Annotated in this window: 18 protein-coding genes; 5 read left to right on the top strand and 13 right to left on the bottom strand. The window is 31.6% G+C overall.

Annotated features, from left to right (window positions below; genetic code table 11):
• Positions 1-225: 225 nt before the first annotated feature.
• Positions 226-1,458, bottom strand: a complete 1,233-nt coding sequence (locus tag G4D72_RS07575; RefSeq protein ID WP_166077043.1) for an ABC transporter permease — start codon at positions 1,456-1,458, stop codon at positions 226-228.
• A gap of 13 nt (positions 1,459-1,471) precedes the next feature.
• Here G4D72_RS07575 and G4D72_RS07570 point away from each other — a divergent pair, with 13 nt between their 5' ends.
• Positions 1,472-2,695, top strand: coding sequence for an exo-beta-N-acetylmuramidase NamZ family protein (locus G4D72_RS07570; RefSeq protein ID WP_166077042.1), 1,224 nt, complete (start codon positions 1,472-1,474; stop codon positions 2,693-2,695).
• Here G4D72_RS07570 and G4D72_RS07565 read toward each other — a convergent pair.
• Complete coding sequence (locus tag G4D72_RS07565; RefSeq protein ID WP_166077041.1) at positions 2,692-3,093, bottom strand: PH domain-containing protein; 402 nt, start codon at positions 3,091-3,093, stop codon at positions 2,692-2,694. The genes G4D72_RS07570 and G4D72_RS07565 overlap by 4 nt on opposite strands.
• 1 nt (position 3,094) lies before the next feature.
• Positions 3,095-3,592 (bottom strand): YkgJ family cysteine cluster protein, encoded by a 498-nt coding sequence (locus tag G4D72_RS07560; RefSeq protein ID WP_166077040.1) that lies wholly within the window; start codon positions 3,590-3,592, stop codon positions 3,095-3,097.
• An 81-nt stretch (positions 3,593-3,673) separates the two neighbouring features.
• On the opposite strand from G4D72_RS07560, the gene G4D72_RS07555 reads away from it, so the two are divergent.
• Positions 3,674-4,381 carry a class I SAM-dependent methyltransferase gene (locus G4D72_RS07555; protein ID WP_166077039.1) on the top strand — a complete coding sequence of 236 codons (708 nt, stop codon included), beginning with the start codon at positions 3,674-3,676 and terminating at the stop codon, positions 4,379-4,381.
• 124 nt (positions 4,382-4,505) lie between these two features.
• Here the strand turns inward: G4D72_RS07555 and G4D72_RS07550 are convergent, their stop codons facing one another.
• The 9 genes from G4D72_RS07550 to G4D72_RS07510 all read right to left on the bottom strand — a co-directional run bounded on the left by G4D72_RS07550 (position 4,506) and on the right by G4D72_RS07510 (position 12,112).
• Entirely contained in the window at positions 4,506-5,138 is a 633-nt protein-coding gene (locus tag G4D72_RS07550; RefSeq protein ID WP_166077038.1) for a 7-carboxy-7-deazaguanine synthase QueE, read from the bottom strand.
• A gap of 288 nt (positions 5,139-5,426) precedes the next feature.
• Positions 5,427-7,118 (bottom strand): tetratricopeptide repeat protein, encoded by a 1,692-nt coding sequence (locus G4D72_RS07545; RefSeq protein ID WP_166077037.1) that lies wholly within the window; start codon positions 7,116-7,118, stop codon positions 5,427-5,429.
• Between the two features lie 11 nt (positions 7,119-7,129).
• The gene (locus G4D72_RS07540; RefSeq protein ID WP_166077036.1) at positions 7,130-8,026 is read right to left on the bottom strand and encodes a PstS family phosphate ABC transporter substrate-binding protein; all 897 of its coding nucleotides are present in this window, start codon (positions 8,024-8,026) and stop codon (positions 7,130-7,132) included.
• Between the two features lies 1 nt (position 8,027).
• Positions 8,028-8,945, bottom strand: coding sequence for an energy transducer TonB (locus tag G4D72_RS07535; RefSeq protein WP_166077035.1), 918 nt, complete (start codon positions 8,943-8,945; stop codon positions 8,028-8,030).
• A gap of 1 nt (position 8,946) precedes the next feature.
• On the bottom strand, positions 8,947-9,171 hold the full coding sequence (locus G4D72_RS07530) for a hypothetical protein (RefSeq protein ID WP_166077034.1): 225 nt from the start codon (positions 9,169-9,171) through the stop codon (positions 8,947-8,949).
• Complete coding sequence (locus G4D72_RS07525) at positions 9,172-9,990, bottom strand: energy transducer TonB (protein ID WP_166077033.1); 819 nt, start codon at positions 9,988-9,990, stop codon at positions 9,172-9,174.
• Between the two features lie 21 nt (positions 9,991-10,011).
• Positions 10,012-10,584, bottom strand: coding sequence for an ExbD/TolR family protein (locus tag G4D72_RS07520; protein ID WP_166077032.1), 573 nt, complete (start codon positions 10,582-10,584; stop codon positions 10,012-10,014).
• A 19-nt stretch (positions 10,585-10,603) separates the two neighbouring features.
• The gene (locus G4D72_RS07515; RefSeq protein WP_166077031.1) at positions 10,604-11,245 is read right to left on the bottom strand and encodes an ExbD/TolR family protein; all 642 of its coding nucleotides are present in this window, start codon (positions 11,243-11,245) and stop codon (positions 10,604-10,606) included.
• 42 nt (positions 11,246-11,287) lie between these two features.
• Positions 11,288-12,112, bottom strand: coding sequence for a MotA/TolQ/ExbB proton channel family protein (locus G4D72_RS07510; protein WP_166077030.1), 825 nt, complete (start codon positions 12,110-12,112; stop codon positions 11,288-11,290).
• A gap of 335 nt (positions 12,113-12,447) precedes the next feature.
• Here G4D72_RS07510 and G4D72_RS07505 point away from each other — a divergent pair, with 335 nt between their 5' ends.
• From G4D72_RS07505 to G4D72_RS07495, 3 genes are read left to right on the top strand one after another with little or no spacing between them, the layout of a single operon-like run.
• A complete protein-coding gene (locus G4D72_RS07505) occupies positions 12,448-13,956 on the top strand; it encodes a helicase HerA-like domain-containing protein (protein ID WP_166077029.1) in 1,509 nt (502 codons plus the stop codon).
• Positions 13,956-14,324: a DMT family protein gene (locus G4D72_RS07500; protein ID WP_166077028.1), complete on the top strand. Its 369-nt coding sequence runs from the start codon at positions 13,956-13,958 to the stop codon at positions 14,322-14,324. Before G4D72_RS07505 ends, G4D72_RS07500 begins: the two co-directional genes overlap by 1 nt.
• A gap of 4 nt (positions 14,325-14,328) precedes the next feature.
• The gene (locus G4D72_RS07495) at positions 14,329-14,694 is read left to right on the top strand and encodes a cupin domain-containing protein (RefSeq protein WP_166077027.1); all 366 of its coding nucleotides are present in this window, start codon (positions 14,329-14,331) and stop codon (positions 14,692-14,694) included.
• 43 nt (positions 14,695-14,737) lie between these two features.
• On the opposite strand, the gene G4D72_RS07490 is transcribed toward G4D72_RS07495, so the two are convergent.
• Positions 14,738-17,977 (bottom strand): S41 family peptidase, encoded by a 3,240-nt coding sequence (locus tag G4D72_RS07490; RefSeq protein ID WP_166077026.1) that lies wholly within the window; start codon positions 17,975-17,977, stop codon positions 14,738-14,740.
• Between the last annotated feature and the right edge of the window lie 45 nt (positions 17,978-18,022).

The following is an 18,022-nucleotide window of genomic DNA, read 5'->3' as shown; positions in this document are numbered from 1 at the left end:
ACAGCCTTTTAAAACTAAATTTTATTCTAAAAACAAAACCCATAGCCCTGATAGTAGCGGCATCTTTTTACAAAAACACCCGAAAGGTTATTAAACTTTCGGGTGGGATTGTAAAAAATATAGCGGAAAGCAGGTTAAAGCTACTAGAAAAAATTATACCTATATAATATAATAAAAAAAGGCTGACGTTAGAAAAAATCAACCTTATATATTATAGTATAAATTTTAATCAAACTTCAACGCTTTGATTGGAGATATTTTTGTGATTAAGTAAGATGGAATTAACAAAACCAATACACATATTAATATAGTACCTATATTCAATAATAATATGTGAAGCAAATTTATATCTACTGGTGCGGATGACACGTAATAACTTTCCGGATTGAGTTTGATGATTTCAAAATTCTTTTGAAGAAGTAGAAATAGAATAGCGATTCCATTACCCCAAAGTAATCCTCTTGAGATAAGATAAAAAGAATTGTATAAGAATATTTTTCGAACCGACCAGTTACTTGCTCCTAATGCTTTTAGCATTCCGATTAACTGTGTACGTTCAATAATTAAAACTAGAAGTGAAACTACGACATTCGTAACAGCTACAATTATCATAATTACGATGATCAAAATAATATTGGTATCAAAGATTTTTAGCCATTCGAAAACACTAAAGTATTTTTCTGAAATTGAAGTGCTATTGAATGTTGGCGGAATAGTTTTATAAATAGCTTCGGCACGTTCTTCTAAATTTGTAAAATCGTCGATAAAAATTTCATAAGCACCAATTTGATTCGATTGCCATTTATTGATGCGCTGCAAATGTTGAATATTACCTATTATATAGGAAGCATCGAATTCTTGAAAACCTGAATTGTAAATTCCAGAAATTTTGAACTTTCTTACACTTGGTAACTTACCTTGTGCTTTCATAAAAAAAGTATTGAACGAATTTCCTACTTTTAATTTTAACCGTGTTGCTAAAAATTGGGAAATTAAAACTTCATTAATAGCACCTTCCTTATAAGTTGGGATTTTTCCTTCCACCAAAAATTCTTTCAAATTGTTCCATTGATAAGATGCATCTACACCTTTAAAAATAATTCCTTCTACATCGGTTTCGGTTCTTATTAATGCGCCTTTAGTAATTATTGGCTGCACGTGTGTAATGAAGCTGTTCTTTTTTAGTTGAGAAATAGGTAGCAATCTAGAATCTATAGGTTCGGCTGTGACTTGAGATTGATTGTCATCGAAATTAGAAACAATAACATGTCCGTTAAAAGCTGAAATTTTTTCTCGAATTTTCTGTTGCAAACCTATACCAGTTGCCACAGACATTACCATCATAAGAATACTCAAGGCAATGGCCAAAATAGCAATTTTTATAATTGGTGAAGAAACACTACTTTTATAACTTTTAGTAACGATTAGTCGTTTTGCAATAAAATATTCTAAATTCAAAATATGTTTTTATATGAAATTTGAGTTCAAAAATACGTTTTTATTTTTTTCAATACTATTATTTTCTTTTGGATGTTCATCTAAAAAGAAAATAACAAATACATCTGTTGCAAATGCATCGGAAACTTCAAACGCTACTTTTAATGAAACAAAGTTTAAAACAGGTGCAGAAAACTATACATCCTATTTGCCTCTATTAACGAATAAAAAAATTGGAATCGTTACGAATCCGACTGGAATACTAGAAAACAAAAAGCATTTGGTAGATTTCTTATTAGAGAAACAAATCAATGTTCAAAAAATATATGCTCCAGAACATGGTTTTAGAGGAACAGCAGATGCGGGAGAAGTTATTAAAGATGGGAAAGACACTAAAACAAATTTACCGATTATTTCGTTATATGGAAATAACAAAAAGCCGAAACCCGAGCAACTTGCTGGTATTGATGTGATGCTTTTTGACATCCAAGATGTGGGTGCCAGATTTTATACTTATATTTCAACCTTACATTATGTAATGGAAGCTTGCGCAGAAAACAACATTGAGCTTATTGTTTTTGATAGACCCAATCCGAACGGAACTATTGTTGATGGTCCGGTTTTAGAAATGGAACATAAAAGTTTTGTAGGCATGCACCCAATTCCTGTTTTACATGGAATGACAATAGGTGAATATGCGAAAATGATTAATGGAGAAAAGTGGTTGACCAATGGAATTCAGTGCGAACTGAAAGTTATTCCTTGTACCAATTACAAAAGAGAGTTGACTTATAGTTTACCCGTGAAACCTTCTCCAAATTTACCTAATGACCAATCGATAAATTTATATGCCAGTTTGTGCTTTTTTGAAGGCACAAATGTGAGTGTGGGAAGAGGAACCGAAAAGCAATTTCAAATTTATGGTTCTCCTTTTTTGACAAATTTCAATTTCAGCTTTACACCTATTTCAAATTTTGGGGCGAAAGAACCGATGCATAAAAATGTTTTGTGTGTTGGTGAAGACTTGACTAAAATTAAAAAAGTGACTCGTTTAGAATTGAAATGGTTGCTTAAAGCGTATGCTGACACTTCTGATAAAACGATTTTCTTTAATGATTTCTTTACGAAATTGGCTGGAACCAAAAAATTACAAGAGCAAATTGTGAATGGCGTTTCAGAAAAAGAAATTAGAAAAAGTTGGGAAGCTGGTTTGTTAGCATTTAAAGAAATGAGAAAACCCTATTTGATTTATAATTAAACCAAAATTTCAATATTAGGATTAGCTTTTAACAGTTCATCTATAAATGCTTTTTTCTCTTTTGGAGAAATTAAAACTTCGTCATATTTATTATATCTTACACTTAATCTATCAAGTGAAAGTGCAGGAGAACTTAATACGCTATTTGACTTTTCAATTTTTGTAATTTTGGATATGTCAATTCTTTCGTTTACTATCCATGTACTTTTAACAATTAATTGGTTTTCAATTATGATATAGCGTGTCGTTTTTGAGAAAATCAAAATTAGTCCAACAACAACACTTAGTCCAATTAAACCATATAAATTACCTTCAAGTATATTTTTGATACTCATAAAAATTGGATATACCAAAAATAATCCCAACCACCAGTCTATTTTAGATTTATATACTTTCATGTTACAAAGGCATTTTTACTTTCATTTTTTCTACAATATTATAAGCAGCTGGACAAATGGCTACATTTAATAAAGTCAAATCAGTGATTTGATTGAATTTTTTTCTATCGGTGTGTGGAAATTCTCTACAAGCTTTAGGTCGAACATCGTAAATGAAGCATTTGTTATCCGCATCTAAAAATGTACAAGGCACCGATTTTAATACATAATCATTATCTTCATCGATACGTAAAAACTGATTGATGAATTGTTGTGGTTTTTGTTTGAAATGTTTAGCAATTCGTTCTACATCGGCATCTGTAAATAATGGACCCGTGGTTTTACAACAATTGGCACATTCTAAACAATCGGTTTTCTTAAATTCGGCCTCATGTAAATCTTGCATCACATAATCTAAATTTTTTGGCACCCTTTTTTTTAGCTTATCGAAATATTTTTTAGTTTCAATATGCGTATCTTTGGCTAGTTTTTGAATTTCGTTTAATGCTGGTTTTAACATATCGTTTATTAATGAACTGCAAAGCTACGATTTAGAATATTGATTTAAGAATAACGAATGTTGAATTTTGATAAATAACTCATGAAAGACCTTTTCGGAAAAGCCATACTAGATTACCAAACTAATAATTCACCAGAAGATTTAGTTACGGAAACTTCTATTTCTGAAGCAGACGAAATGAGCGTATCGTATTTGTTTCGCAACTATAACGAAATGCCAAAACTAGAACAAAAAGCGCTGCAATTAGCTAAAGGGAAGGTTTTAGATGTGGGTTGTGGTGCTGGAAGTCATGCTTTAGAATTACAAAACGAAAGAAAATTAGAAGTTACTGCTATTGATATTTCTGAAAATGCTGTACATGCTTGCCAACTTCGTGGAATTAAACATGCAAAAGTAGTGCATCTTTTAGATTTAGCTGCGGAAAATAAATTTGACACCATTTTACTCTTGATGAATGGTACTGGAATATTTGGAACTTTGAAAGAAACGTCTAAATATTTACAAAAATTGAAATCTTTATTAAATGAAGGTGGACAAATTTTAATTGATTCTTCAGATTTAATTTATATGTACGACCAAGATGAAGATGGCGCATATAGCGTTCCTGCGGATGGTTATTATGGCGAATTGACTTTTACCGTTGTATACAAAGGTGAAACAGAAGACACTTTTCCTTGGTTGTATTTAGATTATAACACGCTTCAGAATGCTTCACTTGCAAATGGTTTACAATGTGAATTGATTGCAGAAGGTGAACATTTTGATTATTTGGCGAAAATAACTTTATAATTTTTTTATTTGAAACACAGATTTAAGAAATTATGAAAATCTTTATTTATGTTTTAAAAACAAAAAACCCAAATTTCAATTTATTTTAAGATTGGAATTTGGGTTTTATTTTCAACTATTCTTATTAAGGAATATTTAAATATTTATGTGTCTGTAAGGATACTCTCCATTTTGGATTGTTCATTACATAGTCTACAATCAGCGGAGTCATTTCTTCTTTTTTACTCCATTCAGGTTGTAGAAATAAAATGGCATTTGCGTTGGTTTTTTCTGCTTGTTCTTCTGCAAAAATAAAATCGTGTTTGTTATGAATAATTACTTTCAATTCATTCGCGATAGCATATGCGGATGCAACTGGTAATTTATTTTTCTTTGGTGATAAGCAAAACCAATCCCAAGTTCCAGTTACGTCATACGCGCCTGAAGTTTCGATATGTACGTTTAACCCAGCGTTTTTTAATTGTTGTGTAATTGGATGCATGTCCCAAGTTAAAGGTTCACCACCAGTAATTACAATTGTTTTTGCATATTTTGTAGCATTGGCCACAATGGTTGCGACAGAAGTTGGCGGATGTAAATCGGCGTTCCAGCTTTCTTTTACGTCGCACCAATGGCAACCCACATCACAACCACCAACTCGAATAAAGTAAGCAGCTGTTCCAGTATGATATCCTTCGCCTTGAATGGTATAAAATTCTTCCATTAACGGAAGCATTTCGCCTTTATTGACTAATATTTGAGTTTCTTTGTTAAGCATATTTTTAATATTGAGTGCAAAGATAGTATAAAGTTAGAAGTTGGAAGTTAGAAGTTGGAAGTTTTTATTTAATGACAATTTCTAGCCCAGATTGCAATGGCAGCTTGTTGGAAAGAAATGAGATAAAAACTTTTTTGGAAACAGCGACCTACGGAAGCTTTTTGCAAAATTTAGTTTTTACTTATTTATGAGAACAACTATAATGGAAAGCTGGAAAAGGCTTCTAAAATATTGAAATAAAAAAACCGATAACTTTCGCTATCGGTTTTTGAATTAATTTTTATATTCTTATTTACTTAAAGCTTGTAAAGATTCTTTTACGAAAGTATCTGCAGGATTAATTTCTGCTGCTTTTTTGAAGTTTTCAATTGCTTTAACTTTATCTGTTGTTGCGTAATTTGCACCAATAAAAGAATAAGCATCAAAAAGATTTTCTTTAACAGCTGGTTTTGAAGTTTCAGTTTCACCTTTTGCAATTACGGTTTTCACATATCCTTCATAATCTAAAACCGCTTGCGCATTAGATTCTTTAGTTCCGATAACTCTGTTTAGTTGCCCTTTGTTATAATAAGCATCTTGCGTGTTTGGCGAAGCTTTAATTGCGTCTGCAAAAGCTTGATTTGCACGAGCAAATTCTGCAGTTAATGCTGCTTTTTGAGCTTCTGTTTTATTTTCAGCATAAAAAAGAATTGAGTTTCCTAATAAGTAACTGTCGCGGCTAAAACTTTTTGAACTTGTATTTTTAACAGCTAATTCGAATAATTTTGCGGCTTCTAAATATGCTTTTCCTGTGTATAGTTTAATTCCGATTTCTGTAAATTCGGTGTTTAACAATGGATTTAATTCGGCAGCTTTAGTTAAATTCGCAACTGCATCATTAAATTTTGTTTGATTGGTAATCACTCCTTTATCGTCCATAGAAGAAGCTAATTTTGCTTTTCCTAAATATAAATAATCTTTACCATTTACTCTTTTTGCATCTACTTTAGACATGTATTCTGTTAAAGATTTAATAGCGCCTTCTGGATTTCCGTTTTCAGCATAAGCATAACCTAAATACTTATAAACTTTAGGATTTATTTTATCAGATTTTTGAATGGATAACGCTTCAGTTTCTAATTCTTTCCATTTTTTAGATAAGATTAAGAAATCTGCGTATTTGATACGAGCATCTGTAGAAACATCTGTTAAGCTCATGTATTTTTTGTAATCTTCAAGTGCTTCAGCAATTTTTGCTTCAAAAACTGATTTTTTTGCATAAGCCCAAGCTAAATTAGTTTCTGCTTTTTCTCTATAAGCTGGTCCGTAATTTGGGTTAGTTACTAAAACATCGTTAAACGCTTTTAAGGCTTCTGGGAAAGCTTGAGCATTTCGAGTAATAATTGCCAATTGCATTGGTCCTCTTAACAATGATTTGTCTAATTCGCTAGCAGTTCTGTAGGCAACGTAAGCATCATTAACATTGTTATTCGCCACAAAAGCATCACCTAATGCAATTTGTGCTAAAGCTGATTTCGGATCTGAAGCTACAGCAGCTTTGGCAGCTGTTAACGCTTTAGAAGCATCTGGAGTTGCCGCTTTTAAATATGCTTGAGAAATAAAAATTTGTTCTTCCGTATTTTTCTTTTTTGAAAGAGCTAGAGCATTAGTAAAATTTGTTTCTGCAGCAGATTTGTTACCATCTAATAATTCTAATTGACCTAAACCAATTAAATTTAAGTGTCCTGCATCTTTAGCAGCTTTTCCTTTGTCGAAATAAATTTTTGCAGAATCTTGTTTCTCTAAAGCTAAATAGACTTGACCTAAGTAAAAGAAGTTTTTACCTTTATCTGGTGCAGATGCAACCATCCCTTTTAAAGATTTTCTTGCTTCAGAAAATTTTTCTGCGTCAATTGTTTTTTTAACTTGCTCTAAATCTTGTGCATTAACCGCAACCGCAGTAATTATTGTAGCAAAACTTGATAAAATTAGTGTTTTCATTTCTTCTTCTTTTATTTCTTTTTATTGTTTTTAATAATTCTGATTTCTCGAGTTGGAATTTTAACTGGAGACAAACCCGACTTTAAAATTATTCTTTGTCCAACTTCACTTTTTACAAAGGAAGCAAATCCCATGCCTAAACCAACTCTTCCTTGAAAATTTAACAAATAAATTTTTCTGGTAAAAGGGTAATCCTTAGTCTCAATATTAGTCTGTGAAGGCTTCACGGCTTTTTGAAGAGTTTCTCCAACAGCTATAACTTTAACCTTATTTAAGGTTTTTTCCATTTCGATAGAAGGATTTAGCATCCAATTTACGCCAACAAAACCAATAGAATTGGTGTTTTCAGATACAAATTTAATAACATCTAAATTATTATTTAAAGCGGTTACACTTTTTGGCAATGAAGTGACACCTGCTTTTTCCATTAGATAATTTAAAGTACTAGAGTTTTCATTATCAAATACAAATTGATACTTAGTTGGTTTACCTTTTAAAACTTCATACACTTCGGTTGTAGTTATTGCATCTGTTGAAGTACCTACTTTTGCAATTAACGCAATGGCATCAGAACAAAAAGGAGTATTTTTTCCAATAACATTTTTGTCCTTTAAACTATTTTCTTGTGTTGTTGTTAGTGGATGTGTTAATACAGCTAGATCAATTTTTCTTTGTAATAATAGATTAACAATGTCTGCATCAGATTTTGGAATTAGTGTAATAGAGGATTTTGGGTATCTGTTTTCAAAAATCATTTCTTGTTCCTCAACTATAGGTAGCAACGATTCATCTACATAAATGTCGGCTTTTCCAACTGTATATGTTTCACTTTCTGTAGTGTTTTCAGATTTCTTGCAAGCAAAAAATGCGAATAGTATGATAACACAAATTACAACTATTTTTTTCATATTAGTTTTCCTTCTTTTCGTTACTTTCTTTTTCAGCCTCAATGTATAGAGTTACAGGTAAAATATAATACGTTTTAACTTTAATACCGTTTTGTTCACTTGGCTCCCATTTCTTTATCCGTTGCAAATATAAAATTACATTTTGACCTAAACCAACATTAGTAGGAGTTTCTTCAAGAACTTGAAAATCTGACAAACTACCATCTTGATTTACTATAAATTTCACTCTAGTTTTATAGGTTCCTGCTACTTCAACATCAGGAACTTGAATGTTTGAAGCAACAAGACTATAAAATTTAGAAAACCCTTCAGAAGGAGCTGCTTTTTTTTCTTTGCTAACAACATTCTTTTCAGCATCATTTCTTATTTCATTATTTGAAGCTACTTCAATGGGATTTACAATTTCATTTTTTTCTTTTAGTTGTAATGAAATAGGAAAAGTATAATATTGTTTAACATTTTTTCCTTGAACTTGTCCAGGAATCCAATTTTCGGAAGTTTTTAGAACACGTACTGCTTCTTTTCCTAAACCTAGGCCATAAGGCTGTTCTTTGATAATTTGAATATCTCTAATCGAACCATCATCCCAAACTACAAATTTAGCAATTACAGACGCTAAAACTGCATTATCTACTTCTGGTAAACGAAATAAATTTGTTATTGTTTCTCGAAAAACATTCATTCCTTCCTTAGGATGAGCAGGTATTTCAACAACTTCAAATATTTGACTATAGTCTGTAATTTCAATTTTTGGAGAAACTACAGCATCAACCTTAAAATTAGAAGATACTGTATCTGGGTTTACAAGAACCGGAGTCACAACAACTTTCTTTTTAGGTTTATTTTTTACGTCGACTTTATTTTGTGCAAAACCAATTGCTACAATAAAAAAAAGAAAAACTACAGAAACATATTTCATTTTAGTCTTCTTCTTTTTGAATTAATCTATAAAATCTGAAAGTTGCATATAGAACTAATAAACCACTAAAAATTCTTCTTCTTGTGATAGAAACCTCAAGAGGAAAGTCATCCCAAAAGCTAACCAGATAGGCTAAAACTAAATAAAAGCAAAATATTAAAAGTCCTAAAATAAACAGAAATCGCTGTTTGGGCGATTTCTGTTTTAAATTATTTAACCAATTCATTTATTCTGAACCTGTTATTTGAATTGAAATTGGTAAAGTATAATATTGTTTTACACTTCTTCCATTGTATACACCAGGAGTCCATTTCGGTGATTTAGATAAGATTCTTGTAGCTTCTTTTCCTAAACCTAAACCTGGAGGCGTTTCTTTAACAATTACGATATCTCTAATTGAACCGTCATCCCAAACAACAAATTTGGCAATAATTGTCCCAGTTGTTGACTCATCCACTTCTGGTAAACGGAAAGAATTCGCAATTTGCTTTCTAAAAGCATTCATACCACCTGGAGGAGCTGCAGAAACTTGAACTGATGTAAAGATTTGATTGTAATCTGTATCATCTCCTTTTTGTTCTTCGGCTGCTAATTCACCTGTTTTTTCAGGAGTAGCATTAACATCTCCTTTAACAGTTTCAGAGCCTGATTTTGCATTTGGATCTATAGGTGGAATCTCATTTTCAACCGTTTTTTTATTTACGACCACAGGTGGTACATTTTTAACGATATCCACTACAGACTTAACCTTTTTGATAGGCTCAACTTTTTTCTCTTCAAGAATTTTCTTAACTTCCTTTTTGATAGGAGTTTTCACTTTCTTTAAAGCAACTTTAGTAATTTTTTCTTCAACTTTATCTTTCTTTTTCATTGCAAGATAAGATGCAAATACTAGACTTATGAAAAATATTGAAGATAAAACTAAAGCAACTGCTGTCCTTTTAGAACTGTTTGTTCTTAATTCGTATGCACCATAACTTTTATTACGTCCTTCGAATATATTGTCAATTAAACTAGCATCGCTAAGGTTTTCATTTCCACTCATTTTACTATATTTAAAGTTATGTTATTTAATTTTATTGTCTTCAAGCATTTTTAAATCGCCTGGAGTTACATCAACAATTGAATAAGAGAAAGGCTTTACAATTGCCATTTCATCTAATATATCCACTAAATTTTTATAATTAGCCGATTTACTAGCCTTAATTAACACAGTCATACCTTGTTTTTTTGGATCTTCTACTCGATCCATTACAAACTTGTTATGCGCTATTAGTGCTTTTCTTATTCCTTTACCACCATAGTTCTCTAACTTAGGTTTACCATTGATTCCGTCTTCCATGTAAGGATTATCAGTAAGTCCAATATAATATACTAACTTATCATTTTTTCCTAAAACTACAGTCAATGTTCTGAATGCTGGTGTTTCAGGTGATTCTCCTGGAGGAACTACGGTATTATCCGGTAAAGCTAAATCCATAGATTGTGGCTTAGACAAAGTGGTTGTTAGAATAAAGAAAGTGATAAGCAAGAAAGCTAAATCTACCATCGCTGTTAAATCAACTCCTGGATTCGATTTTTTACTTCTTACTTTGCCGCCTTTCTTGCCGCCACCGCCACCGGTATTTAATTCTGCCATGTTATATTTTTTATTTTAATTAAAAATCTTCATCTCTAAGAGAAGTTACTAAATAAAAATCGTTCATGTTTTGTTTCTGAAGAATATCAAAAATATTTTTCACAACAGGATATTTTTCTTTAGAACCACCTTTAATAGCAATTTCAATTTCTTTGATCTTCTCAACTCCTTTAGCTTGTTGCTCCATTATCACAGCAGCGTTTGCATAATATACCCAATATGACAATTCATTTTCAGAAATATCGCCTTTGTAGGGAATACCCACTTGTGTTCCTGGTTTGTTTCTTTCTGAATTTTTAAGCGCCAAAAGAGATTTTAATTCCTCTAAAGGAACACCGAAAGAATCTAATAAAGAAAACTCTTCAATTTCTTGAGGTGTAAAAGCTATATCATATTTTAATGACATCGCTTCCAGAGCAGATTTTCTTATTTCTCTCTCAGAGATTCCAAGATAAACTGCACTATCACCAACTGTAATAGTTAATAAGTTTCTTTCTGGCAATTTAGCTTCTATGGTTGACGCAGGCGTATCTACTGGCTTTGGCTCAGGTACTTTTGATGTTGCTGTCATGATAAAAAAGGACAATAACAAAAACGCAACGTCACACATGGCCGTCATGTCAATTCTTGTGCTTTTTTTAGATGTTTTTACATTTGCCATTTTACTTTATTTTAACTTTATAATTTATTTTATTTGGAAATCTTAGTTTCCGCCTTTAGCTCTTTTGTAAGCTTGAGAAATTGCGAAACCAGCTTCGTCAATAAAATAAGTTAAAGTATCAATTTTAGAAGTAAAATAGTTGTAAGAAATTACAGCAATAGTAGAAGTTCCAATACCTGTAGCAGTATTAATAAGTGCTTCAGAAATACCATTTGCTAATTCAGCTTGGTCTGGAGTACCTTCTGCTAATCCTGCGAACGCTTTAATCATACCTGATACAGTTCCTAATAATCCTAATAACGTACCAATAGATACTAAAGTAGAGATAATAGTCATGTGTTTTTCTAACATTGGCATTTCTAATGAAGTGGCTTGTTCTACTTCTTTAGTAATATTTTCAGTTGCAGTGTCTACATCTAAACCGTCTTTTTTAACTTGCTCTGATTTTAACAAACCAGCCTTAATAACATTTGCAACAGATCCTTCTTGTGTATCACAAGCTGAAATGGCACCTTTAACATCTCCACTTTTAATTTGAGCTAAAACATCTTTAACGAAGTTGTCTAAGTTACCTCTACCAGCTGCTTTTTTCAATACGATAAATCTTTCTACAGAGAATACGATTGTCATTAATAATAATCCCATTAATACAGGAACAATATAACCACCTTTGTAAACCATTCCTAAATAATTACCTGGTAATGGTTGTCCCTCTGGATTACCATTTACGAAGTTAGCTGATGCTCCCATTACAAATTTCCATAATAAAGCACCAATTGCTATACAAATTACGATAGTCAAAGCGGCAAAAAGTGTACTAGCCTTGTTTCCTTTGTTCTCTACAGAAACGTTTAAATCCTGATCCATTTTTTAAAATTTTAAGTTTGAATTGATTAATTATTTGATTTTAATTTATTTTGATAGTCGCAAATTTATGTGAATTAGGTTTTAAAAAAAAACTAATTTAATAAAAATTGCATTTATATAGTGAAAATATGCAACAATCGTACCAAAAAAAGATATAGCTAAAATTATATTTATATTTTTTTGATTTTATTTATTAATTATTCAAAAAATAAAGATAATATTAATAAAATGAAATGTTAAGAAAATGTAAAGAATGTTAAATTAAGATTTTCTAGTATTAAATTTCATAGTTTTTAAAAAAAAAATCATCTTTGTAGTAACAAAAACCTATCAACATGTCAAAAGAAAATTTTATTTCCACATTAAAAGCTGGATACAGCTCAAAAGGGGAAAGTATAACTCTAGGAGTCGCGATGCTTGACGGCGAAACTATTGCAGCCACACCTGTAAACATTCCTTTAAAAACATTAAATAGGCATGGATTAATTGCTGGTGCAACTGGAACAGGAAAAACAAAAACCATACAAGTTTTATCTGAACAATTAGCTGCTAAAGGAATTCCAGTTTTAATGATGGATATTAAAGGTGATTTTTCCGGCATAGCGCAACCTGGCGAAGAAAAAAGCTTCATTACAGAACGACACACTAAAATGAATATTCCTTTTGAACCAAAAGGATTTGCTACAGAATTATTAACACTTTCAAAACAAAATGGGGTTCGACTACGTGCCACCGTTTCTGAATTTGGACCTGTTTTATTTTCAAGAATTTTAGATTTGAATGACACGCAAGCAGGTGTAATTTCTGTGATTTTTAAATATTGTGATGATAACAAGATGCCTTTATTAGATTTAAAAGACATCAAAAAAGTAATGAATTATATTACAGAAGAAGGAAAAGAAGAAATCTCAGAATCTTATGGTAAAATTTCAACTTCTACTACTGGAACAATTCTTAGAAAAATTATAGAATTAGAGCAACAAGGCGCCGATATATTTTTTGGAGAAAAATCTTTTGAAATTGAAGATTTAATGCGAATTGACGAAAACGGAAATGGATACATTAATATTGTACGTTTAAATGACATTCAGGATAAACCAAAGTTATTCTCTACTTTTATGCTGAATTTGTTGGCTGAGATTTATAATTTAATGCCTGAAAAAGGTGATGTTGAACAACCTGAATTGGTTATTTTTATTGATGAAGCGCATCTTATATTCAACGAAGCTAGTGAAACTTTATTAGACCAAATTGAAACTATAATTAAACTGATTCGTTCAAAAGGTGTGGGTGTGTATTTTATTACTCAAAATCCTATGGATATTCCTAAAGGTGTTTTAGCACAATTGGGTTTAAAAATTCAGCATGCTTTACGTGCTTTTACAGCAAATGATAGGCAAGCGATTAAACAAACAGCTGCTAATTATCCCACTTCAGAATTTTACAATACAGAAGAATTATTAACTTCTCTAGGAATTGGAGAGGCTTTGGTTACAGCTTTAAATGAAAAAGGAATACCAACACCATTAGCAGCAACTATGATGCGAGCTCCAGAGAGCAGAATGGATATTTTAACAGATGAAGAAATTCTTGCTATTAATTCAAAATCGAAATTAGTCAAAAAATATGCTGAAGAAATTGACAGAGAAAGTGCTTACGAAATTTTGACCCAAAAAATTGAAGAAATTTCTGCTGAAGTTGCCGAAGCAGAAGAAGAAAAACAAGAGCGTAAAGAACCAAGTACAGCTTCTGTCATTGGAAAATCTGTTGTTAAAGTCGTAACAAGCGCTAGTTTTATTCGCGGAGCATTTAGTGTGTTGATGAGGGTTTTAAAAGGCAAATAATGAAATCAGTTGTTACTGTTGGTTTATTAGTACTTTCTAATGTATTTATGACATTAGCTTGGTATGGACATTTAAAGTTTAAAGAACTAAAATGGTTTGAAAACGCTGGATTAGTTTCAATTATTTTAATAAGTTGGGGCTTAGCTTTATTTGAATATTGTTTTCAAGTTCCTGCCAATAAGCTTGGGTTTTCTGGAAATGGCGGACCCTTTTCATTATTACAATTAAAAGTCATACAAGAAGTTATCACACTAATTACTTTTGTAATTTTCTCACTTCTTTTCTTTAAAAACGAAACTTTCAAATGGAATCACGCTGTTGGATTTCTTTTTTTAGTCTTAGCTGTATACTTTATCTTTAAAAAATAATATTATGAAAAAATATTTTATTCAAAAAACACCTTTTGTAGTACCAACAACTGATGGTAAATTAATTGAAGAACATCACGGAAAAGTAGCCACTCAAAATGAGGCAATTTCCATTGCACACATGATTGCTCCGCCAGGATGGAGTGAACCTTTCCAAACTCCAGAATTTGAGGAATACACCTATATTATAAAAGGGAAAAAACAATTTATTATAGAAAACGAAACTATAATTTTAAAAGCAGGAGAATCTATAAAAATTGAAGCCAATACTCGTGTACAATATTCAAATCCTTTTGATGAAATTTGTGAATATATTGCCATTTGCAAACCAGCCTTTGATTTTACCAAAGTACATAGAGAAGAAAATTAATAGGTATAAAAAAAGCTCTCAAACTAATTGAGAGCTTTTTTTATTATTGAATTGTTTTTAACATTTCTTCCACTGCTTTTTCGATTTGGGTATCTTTTCCTTTCAAGAAATCTTCATAAGACAATCCTACAGGAACATCTGGTTCTACTTGAAGATTTTCAGTAGCTCTTTTTTCTTTACCAATAGTAGCTACCATAGGAATTCCAAAAACTAAAGTTGGATCAATTTGAGTTTCCCACCAAACAGCTGTTCCTGTACCTGGAACTCCAACTCCAATTAATTTCCCTACACCATTTTGTTTGTAAATGTAAGGAAAGATAAAAGCATCGCTGTAATTGCCTTCAGACATCACCACACAACTTGGCTTAGTCCATTTTCCAATCGGTTCTGCATCTTTTAAAACATTACCTTGAGGAGCAAAATCCAAATATCTTTTTCCACTTAATAAAGTATATAAATCGTCGTGAAGCCAACCACCACCGTTAAATCTTGTATCTACAATTAGTGCTTTCTTTTCAAAGTTTTTACCCATTACTTGATCGTAAACTTCTCTGAAACTTCCGTCATTCATTCCTTGTACATGAACATAGCCTACTTTTCCATTACTAAGTTTGTCAACTAAGGCGTTCATTTTTTTAATCCAACGTGTATACATTAGTCCTGATTCTTCACCGAATGAAATAGGTTTAACTGATTCTTCGAAAGTTGCGCCATTTGCATCTACACCACTAACTAAAACCAATTTTCCAGTTTTTCTATTTAAAAATTTAGCCCAATCTACTTCGTTGGTTAGTACCTCATTATCAATTTTTGTGATAATTGCTCCAGGTTTAACTTTAGAAGTAGGCTTGTCAAACGGTCCACCCTGAATTACTTCTGCAACTTTTATACCTTTTTCGCTACTTTTTTGATCGTATAATAAACCTAAAGCTGCGGTATTGTCGGGATTTGTCATTTGTGGCGTATATCTTCCACCAGTATGAGAAGCATTTAATTCTCCTAAAATTTCACTTAATAAATCTTGAAAATCGTAGTTATTGTTTATATGTGGTAAAAACTTAGCATACGTTTCTTTATACATTTTCCAATCTACTCCATGTAATTTAGGATCGTAGAATTTTTTTGCAGTTTGTCTCCACATGTGATTAAAAATATAGTTTCTTTCCGCTTGTGTGTTTAAAACCATATCTGAACTCACTTCAACTGAAGAGGTTTTTCCACCTTCTACTTCAATTTTAGTAAGTTTACCTCCATTATTTACATATAAATTTTTTCCATCTTTACTTAAAAACAATTGACTAGCAGAAGCGCCCAATTTAGCTAAAATCTTTGTTTCTTTTGTTCTTGTTTCTGTAACCCAAAGATCAAATCCTTTTTCAAAAGCCGCTAAGTAAAACAATTTACTTCCTTCTTCGTTAAAAACATAATCGGCAATAGAAGAGCTATTGATTGTAACTTTTACTTTTCTTGTTTCTAAATCAGTTACATTTGGATTCCAAGGTTTAGCTTCTTCTTTTTTATCTGTTTTAGCTTTGTCCTCTTTTTTATCTCCTTCTTTTTCCTTTTTAGCAGCGTCTTCTTTTTCTTTCAATAAAGCGAAATCCTCTTTAGACAATTTAAATATATCATAATCTAACTTATCAAAAAAGACAGCATAAACGTCTACTTCTCTACTTCCTTGATTGGCTAAAGATTTTCTTCCTTCTTTACTACTTAACCAAGTAAGTGCTTTCCCTCCAATTTGTTGCTTTGCTGAATCTTCACCAAAACCACTCATAATAGGATATTTAGTTTCAGAACCGTCTGCTTTAATCATTGCGGTATGTGTATTGGAAAAATTCCCCATATTATCATCTACAAATAACCATTTACTGTCTGCACTCCAATTGAAACCGAAATCGCCATCAGAGTAACTATAATTTCTTCCTTCTGGTAAAATAGTTCTTGAAGTTTTAGTAGCTATATTGTATACTTTAACAATATTTCTTTCTTCGATGTATGCAATTTCTTTACCATCTGGACTGAACTTAGGCAAAAATTCTTCTTTGTCTGAGGCTATAATTTTTTCTTCTTTAATTAAAGTTGAAGCATAAAAATAAGGCTCTTCTTTTCGTTCTATAGTTGCAGTATGAATGTCCCAACTGTCGCCTCTTTCACTAGCATAAATTAATTTTTTCCCAGTCGGACTCCATTGTACATAGCGTTCTTGTTCAGGTGTATTTGTAATTCTTTTGGTAGATCCGCCTTCTGCATTCACAACAAACACTTCTCCACGAGAAATAAAAGCAATTTCTTTGCCATCAGGACTAGGAACAAACTCACTGATATTTCCTGATAGCGGTAAGTTTTTTTCTACATTTGATTTGCCATCATTTTGTATGATAACAGTAACTTTTTTGGGAGTACTTCCTTCAGTTAAGGTGTAAATCTGTCCATCATTTGAAAAGCACAATGTATTATTATCAGCAATACTTAAATGACGAACAGGATTATTTTTAAAAGTGGTTAAAGCAGTACTAGTTTTTGACTGAGCATTAAATTTGAATATATTTTGGTTGCTACCGTCTGCTTCGCTTAAATAATAAATACTTGTATCGTCATTACTATATACTGGTTCTCTGTCTTCACCAATATAAGTACTAATTTTTGTAAATTTTTGTGCATTTACATCGTAAGACCAAATGTCTCTTGTTACACTACTTGTGTGATGTTTTCTTAACGGATCTTCGTATCCTTTTCTATCTTGAAAAACAATTTGCGAACCCGTTTTATTGTATTTTGCATACTCAATTCCGCCTTCTGTTACTAGTATAGCTTTACCGCCTGTAACATTTACTGTATATAAATTTTGAAACAAACGCGGAGAATAAAAACGAATATTTGCTTCACTTGTTTGACGAGAACTACCAAATAATACATTTTTATCATTTGGAGAAAAATCGTAAGGATAATCTGCCGCACTATTATAGGTTAATCGTGTTGGATTTCCACCATTGACAGGCATTACAAAAACGTCAAAATTACCATGACGGTCACTTGCAAAAGCTATTGATTTTCCGTCATTGCTCCACACTGGCATCATATCGTGAGCTTCATGGATAGTTAATGGCACAGCAGTTCCGTCTTGCGCGTTAACTAAATAAATATCACCTTTATAGCCAAAGGCAATTGTTTTACCATCTGGTGAAATTGACGGATGTCTTAGCCAAATTGCATCTTGAGCAAATGAAATACTTGTTAGCAAAAAGAATTGCAAACAAAAGAGAAGTTTTTTAAAGTTCATAATTTTAGTTTAGTGTTGAAAAACCAAATTTACGACTTTTAAAGT

It is taken from the genome of Flavobacterium difficile (genome assembly GCF_011392115.1).
Lineage (GTDB): Bacteria > Bacteroidota > Bacteroidia > Flavobacteriales > Flavobacteriaceae > Flavobacterium > Flavobacterium difficile.
This window is presented reverse-complemented; position numbering and strand designations above follow the sequence as displayed.